The 6,189-nt window shown below is 70.9% G+C and carries 5 protein-coding genes; 2 read left to right on the top strand and 3 right to left on the bottom strand.

Annotation, left to right across the window (positions count from 1 at the left end):
* Positions 1-93 precede the first annotated feature (93 nt).
* Together AB0F13_RS24625 and AB0F13_RS24620 are read right to left on the bottom strand one after the other, a co-directional pair.
* Complete coding sequence (locus AB0F13_RS24625; protein WP_362086232.1) at positions 94-1,110, bottom strand: small ribosomal subunit Rsm22 family protein; 1,017 nt, start codon at positions 1,108-1,110, stop codon at positions 94-96.
* A 20-nt stretch (positions 1,111-1,130) separates the two neighbouring features.
* Positions 1,131-2,417: a multidrug effflux MFS transporter gene (locus AB0F13_RS24620; protein WP_362086229.1), complete on the bottom strand. Its 1,287-nt coding sequence runs from the start codon at positions 2,415-2,417 to the stop codon at positions 1,131-1,133.
* A 402-nt stretch (positions 2,418-2,819) separates the two neighbouring features.
* Between AB0F13_RS24620 and AB0F13_RS24615 the strand changes: the two genes are divergently transcribed.
* Positions 2,820-3,422: a hypothetical protein gene (locus AB0F13_RS24615; RefSeq protein WP_362086226.1), complete on the top strand. Its 603-nt coding sequence runs from the start codon at positions 2,820-2,822 to the stop codon at positions 3,420-3,422.
* A gap of 105 nt (positions 3,423-3,527) precedes the next feature.
* Complete coding sequence (locus tag AB0F13_RS24610) at positions 3,528-5,525, top strand: FG-GAP-like repeat-containing protein (protein WP_362086223.1); 1,998 nt, start codon at positions 3,528-3,530, stop codon at positions 5,523-5,525.
* A gap of 75 nt (positions 5,526-5,600) precedes the next feature.
* Here the strand turns inward: AB0F13_RS24610 and AB0F13_RS24605 are convergent, their stop codons facing one another.
* Positions 5,601-6,167, bottom strand: coding sequence for a hypothetical protein (locus AB0F13_RS24605; protein ID WP_362086220.1), 567 nt, complete (start codon positions 6,165-6,167; stop codon positions 5,601-5,603).
* Positions 6,168-6,189 lie beyond the last annotated feature (22 nt).

Genomic DNA, 6,189 nt, shown 5'->3' with positions numbered 1-6,189 from the left:
ACGCCGGACGGGCTGAATATTCAGCCCGTCCGGGGGCACCTCCCAGCGGTAGCTGGGGGAGCTTGAGGACCGGGGTCCGGGGCGGAGCCCCGGTTAGGCCTCACCCGGCGGCGGCCACTCGTCACCCCAGTCCGCGTCCCGCGCACCCTTGTAGAGGGCGCCGTGCCGCTTGCTCACCGTCTCGCGCGCCAGACCGTCCCCGGGCGTGCACAGCTCCAGCAGGACCTGGCCCTTGCGGATCTGGGGCCTGCGCACGATCCGGGCGGGCGCTTCGGCCGGCAGCTCCTCGTCCCGTACCGCCGCGACGTACGAGAACTTCTCGTCCTCGTACGGCAGCGAGCCGCCCTTGACCTGCCGGTGCAGCGAGGAGCGGCTCACCCGCGCCGCGAAGTGGCACCAGTCGCTGCCCGGCTCTATCGGGCAGGCGGCGCTGTGCGGGCAGGGCGCGACGACGCGGAAACCCGCAGCGATCAGGCGGTCGCGCGCCTCGATGATCCGCAGATAGCCCTCGGGCGTGCCCGGCTCGATCAGGACGACGGCCCGTGCCGCACGGGCCGCCTCGTCGGTCACCGCCCGGCGGTTGGCCTCGGTGAGCTCGCCCAGGACGTACGAGACGGTGACCAGGTCCGTGCCGGAGGGGACGGCCAGGCCGCTGCCGATCGTCTGCCGCCGCCAGTCGGCGGTGCGCAGCGCTTCGGACTGCGCGGCACGGGCCAGCTCGCCACCGAGGGCGAGCGCCGGCTCGGCCCAGTCCAGGACGGTGGTGCGGTGCTGCCCCTGCGGCCACGCCGCCGCGACCGCCCAGGTGGCGGCGCCGGTGCCGCCGCCGACATCGACGTGCGTGGCGGGCGTCCACTCCGGCAGCCGGTCGCGGAACGCCTCCAGGGCGGACCGTACGGCCTCGAAGGTGGCCGGCATGCGGTACGCGGCGTACGCGACGACGTCGGAGCGGTCGCGCAGTACGGGGGTGTGGGTCGGGGTGCGCCCCCGGTAATTGGCGATCAGCCGCTCGACGGCCTGGGAGGCCTGGCGGGGCGGCAGCCCGTCGAGGAGGCCGGCAAGGGCGGTGCGCAGGTTCTCGCCGGTCGGCGCAGGTGCGGGGGCGTGCATTCGACGAATTCTAGGCGTTTCTAGGCGTCCGCCGTCGCGCCTGTGCGCTGCCACGGTCGGCACAGCCCCAGGAAGCAGCCCACGGCTGCCAGCGCGCAGCACAGCTGGACGAGCGCCATGGGCACCGCCGTGTGCTCGCCCGCGATGCCGACGAGCGGGGAGGCGATGGCGCCGAGCAGGAAGGTCGAGGTGCCCAGCAGTGCGGACGCGGACCCGGCGGCGTCACGGGAGCGCATCAGCGCCTGGGCGTTGGTGTTGGGCATGGCGAGGCCCATCGCGGACATCAGGACGAAGAGCCCGGCCGAGACGGGAACCAGCCCTGCCGTGCCGAGGACCCCGCAGGCCATGACGAGCAGGGCACCGGCGGCGAGGGTGATGACGGCGAGCCCCGCGCCCAGGACCTTGTCCATGCTGACCCGGCCGACCAGCAGCTTGCCGTTGACCTGGCCGACGAGGACGAGCCCGACGGAGTTGACCCCGAAGAGCAGGCTGAAGGTCTGCGGGGAGGCGCCGTAGATGTCCTGGACGACGAACGGCGACGCCGCGATGTAGGCGAACAGCGCGGCGAAGGCGAAGCCGCCCGCGAGCATGTAGCCGGCGAAGACCCGGTCGGCGAGCAGGGCCCGCATGGTGCGCAGCGTCTCGCCGAGCCCGCCCGCCTGGCGCCGGGCGGGCGGCAGGGTCTCGTCCAGGCGGCGCCAGACGACGAGGGTGAGGGCGACGCCGATGGCGGTGAGGACGACGAAGACGCCCCGCCAGTCGGTCAGGCGCAGGATCTGGCCGCCGACGAGCGGTGCGACGACGGGGGCGACGCCGGAGATCAGCATGAGCGTGGAGAAGAAGCGGGCCATGGCCACGCCGTCGTAGAGGTCGCGGACGATCGCCCGCGCGATGACGATGCCCGCGGCCCCGGCCAGGCCCTGGACGAGCCGGAAGCCGATGAGCAGTTCGGCGGTGGGGGCGAACGCGCAGACGGCGGTGGCGAGGACGTAGATCACCATGCCCGCGAGCAGTGGACGGCGGCGCCCCCACTTGTCGCTCATGGGGCCGACGACGAGCTGGCCGAGCGCCATGCCCATCAGGCAGGCGGTGAGGGTGAGCTGGACGGTCGCGGCGGGGCTGCGCAGGGCGTCGGTGACCTCCGGCAGGGCCGGGAGGTACATGTCCATGGAGAGGGGCGGCAGGGCGGTCAGCCCGCCGAGGACGAGCGTGACGACCAGGCCGGTGCGCCGGGCGGCGGCGACGGCCGGGGCATCGGCGCCGTTCGTCCTGGCGTCCGCGGCCTGGGCGGGGCCGGTTTCCGTCATGCGTCGCTCCATGGAGTCATATAACTTTCAAGTGACTCCTCATGGTGTCATGGGCATGGGGGCGTCGCGGGCCTTACATGTGGTGATATGCGCAACGCGGGGGTGAGGCGCGCCGCTCGGGGCCGCCGGGGATCGCCCGGGGCCGCCCGGGATCGCCCGGGGTGATACGCACCGCGTGGGGTGATACGCACCGCGTGGGGCCGGGGTGACACGCACCGCGTGGGGCCGGGGCGACGGTGAAGGCCAGTGGTGCTGAACTTTCATCGCGTGGGCGGCGCGTCGCTGAAGAGGGGGCGCATGGCGTCGCACTCGCGCTCCCAACGTCCTTGCCTCCAGGGCTGAACGGCCGATTCGGGTGTAGCTTCCTCCCATGCGAGGGGCAACGCCGAGGGGGGTGGCTGCATGAGCCCGGACGGAGACCCTCCGCCACCACCGCCGAACCCGCCTCCGCCACCGCCTGTCCCGCCCGACAACCGCTTCTGGTCGCGCGTGTGGACGTACTGGGTGACCGGCGGCCTGGCCGTGGTCCTGGCGGCCGTGATCCCGGTCCTGGTCAAGGCGGGCCCCTTCGCCTCCGACGACCACCCAAACCCGCCCCCGCCGACACCGACCGCCTCTCCCGAGACCCCGCGGAGCCCCTCCCCCGTCCTGTCCACGACGGCACCGGTGCGCGTATCGGCGAAGGTCAACAGCGTCACCCCGCTCGGCACGGTCACCCCGACCGTCACCAAGGTGCAGGCCAACGTGACCTTCGCCGGCCTCAAGGGCAGGTCGGGTTACATCAAGTGGCACACCTACAACGACACCACCAGGCTCAGCATGAGCGAGGACAGCACCATCAGCTCCCCCGTCCTCAACTGGGACAGCACGGACTGGAAACCGACCTTCATCGTCCCCACGCCGGCCGTCCACTGGCAGCTGCAGGTGACGGCATACGCCCCGGACGGCACCCGACTGGCGACGGGACACTCGAACTTCACGTTCAACTCGTCCACTTCTTCCTGAAATACTCGCACAACGACGGCGGAGCATCGGCAGCCAAGCGGCCGAGAGCCCCGCCGGTTTTCTTGTGCGGGAAAGAGTGTGCGGGAAGTGAAGGAGACGGGACGGATGAGACGGGCTCTGCGGCTCCGGGGCGGCAGATTCTTCGGGGCGGCGGCAGTGGCGGGCATGGCCTGCCTCATGCCGGCCCCGCCCCCGGCCGATGCCGCCGAGGCGGCGGGGAACCCGGACACTGGCTGGACAAGGACCTGGGGCACAGCGATGGCCTCGGCCGGGGACCCACAGGAGTCCAAGGTGGCCGGCAAGCAGACGCTGCGCATGGTGGTGCACACCGGCATCGGCGGCAGCACGTCCCGCATCCACCTGGTGAACACCTTCAGCGAGGACCCGGTGACCATCGGGCACGCCACGATCGCCCGCCAGTCGAACGGCGCCTCGGCTGCCCGCAAGCCGGTGACCCTGACCTTCGGCGGCAGTGAGCGGACGGTCATCCGGCCCGGCGGGGACATGTACAGCGACGCCGCGGCATTCCCGGTGCAGGCCGACGAAAACCTCCTGATCAGCGTCTACTTGCCGGATGCGGTGACGTCGGCCCCGTACCACGAGTACACGCTGACGACCTCCTACAAGTCGGCGCCCGGGGACACGACGGACCGGGCGGGGCAGGCAGGAGGGGAGAAATTCTCGGACTTCCCGCACTGGTCCTTCCTGGCAGGCCTCGACGTGACGGCCGCCGGCAGCGGCGGAACGGTCGTCGCCCTGGGCGACTCCCAGACGGACGGCGGCTGGTCCACACCGAACGCCAACCGCCGCTGGACGGACGCCTACGCCCGGGCACTGCGCGCGCAGGGCCGGCCCATGGGAGTGGTGAACGCGGGCATCTCGGCGAACCGTGTGCTCAGCCGCGGCGCTCGCGGCGCCTACGGCCCCGGCGCCCTCGAGCGCTTCGACCGCGACGTGCTCGCCCAGCCGAACGTCAGGTCCGTGATCTTCTACGAGGGCATCAACGACATCGTCAACGATGCCGGCAGCGCCGACCTCATCGCCGGGATCAAGCAACTGGCCGGGCGCTCCCACGCGGTGGGGCTCACCTTCACGGCGGCCACGATCCCGCCCTTCAAGGGCAACGGCTACTTCACCCCGGCGCGCGAGCAGGTGCGCCGGCAGGTGAACGACTACATCCGCACCACGCACGACATCGACGCCCACACCGACTTCGACCGTGCGACCCGCGACCCGCTGGACCCGGAGAAACTCTTCGCCGCCTACCACGGCACGAGCGAGCGGGACGACAGCCTCCACTTCAACGACAACGGTTGCCAGGCCCTGTCCGACACCCTCTCCGGCCCCACCCCGCCGACGCGCTTCACCCCGAAATTCAGCCAGACCACGGCGGCGGACTTCACCGGCGACGGCATCGCCGACATCGTTGCCCGCGACGCCCACGCCGACCTGTACCTCTGGGAGGGGAGCGCGCCGGGCAACGGCACGTTCAGGAAACCTAGGAAGCTGTCGGGTGACTGGGACTACACGCAGACCGCGGCGGGCGATTTCACGGGGGACGGGAAGGCGGACGTCGTCGCGAGGGACGCGAAGGGCGACCTGTACCTGTGGGCGGGCGAGGGCGGCGGCGACTTCGGCAGGCCGGGCAAACTGACCGGCGGCTGGGACTACACCCAAACCGTGGCAGGAGACTTCACGGGAGACGGAAAAACCGACCTCATGGCGAGGGACGCGAAGAACAACCGCTACCTGTGGGCAGGCGAAGGTGGGGGTGGCTTCAGCCGTCCGCAGAAATTGAGCGGGGGCTGGGACTACACCCAGACCGTGGCGGGTGACTTCACAGGAGACGGCAAGGCCGACCTCATCGCCCGCGACGCGAAATACGACCTCTACCTGTGGCCCGGCGAAGGCAACGCCGAGTTCAGCGGGCCCAGGAAACTGACCGGCGGCTGGACCTACTCGGAAACCACCGCCGGCACCTTCTACGGCGGTGGCACGGCCCACCTGATCGCCCGCAGCGACGCGTCGGGGGATCTGTACGAGTGGGTGAACACCGGGGACGCCGAATTCAGCAGGGCGCTGCGGCTGACGGACGGGTGGTGACGGAGCGCACCTCGGAAAGACCGAAGCTCTCCAGCCCCATGGGGCTGGAGAGCTTCGTCAGTACGCGCCGGAGGCTCAGGACCCGCCGACGAACGTGGACTGCATGTACACCGTCTCCGTGGTGCCGCGCGGGTCCACCAAGACCTTGAACAGGCTTCCGTTCGACGTATGGAAGCCACGGTGCACGTCGTACTGCCTGCTGTGATCGAATTCCCAGCCGAACCGCTTGGAGTCCTCCTCCAAGAAGTAGGAATCCTGCGGGGAGTCCGCTCCCTGGGTGGGCCAGTGGAAAGGCTTCTCCACGTCGACAGCGCCATGTTCCCGCAGGAATTTGTCGACGCACGGCTTGGGAGCTCGGAAGCTCAGGCTGAGCTTCTCCTCCGGGTAGCGCGACGACCCCGAGAATCCCAGGCCCTCGACGTCGCACGACGGGAGCTGGAGCTCGAATCTCTTCAGGACGGTCTCAAGGCTCTGCCCGGCAGGACTGCCAGGGTACGCCCGCTCATCCTTCTCTTCGGACGAACACCCCGCGAGAGTGAGGGCGGCGAGAGCCGACACGGCCAGGGCAATCGCCGCCCGGCGGATTCGCGAGGGTCTCCCGGGAAGCGTTGTGGGCCGTGCCCGCATCGTGTCCTCCTTCATGGATGCTGTGCCACCACCGGCG

The sequence above is a fragment of the Streptomyces sp. NPDC026206 genome (assembly GCF_040638465.1).
Lineage (GTDB): Bacteria > Actinomycetota > Actinomycetes > Streptomycetales > Streptomycetaceae > Streptomyces.
Note: the sequence above shows the minus strand (reverse complement) of the source record. Positions and strands in the feature narration are given on the sequence as shown.

What these genes read in the sequence shown, in the direction of transcription:
- AB0F13_RS24625 (WP_362086232.1), bottom strand. Translation starts at nt 1,110, where the DNA reads ATGCACGCCCCCGCACCTGCGCCGACCGGCGAGAACCTGCGCACCGCC.
- AB0F13_RS24620 (WP_362086229.1), bottom strand. Translation starts at nt 2,417, where the DNA reads ATGACGGAAACCGGCCCCGCCCAGGCCGCGGACGCCAGGACGAACGGC.
- AB0F13_RS24615 (WP_362086226.1), top strand. Translation starts at nt 2,820, where the DNA reads ATGAGCCCGGACGGAGACCCTCCGCCACCACCGCCGAACCCGCCTCCG.
- AB0F13_RS24610 (WP_362086223.1), top strand. Translation starts at nt 3,528, where the DNA reads ATGAGACGGGCTCTGCGGCTCCGGGGCGGCAGATTCTTCGGGGCGGCG.
- AB0F13_RS24605 (WP_362086220.1), bottom strand. Translation starts at nt 6,167, where the DNA reads ATGAAGGAGGACACGATGCGGGCACGGCCCACAACGCTTCCCGGGAGA.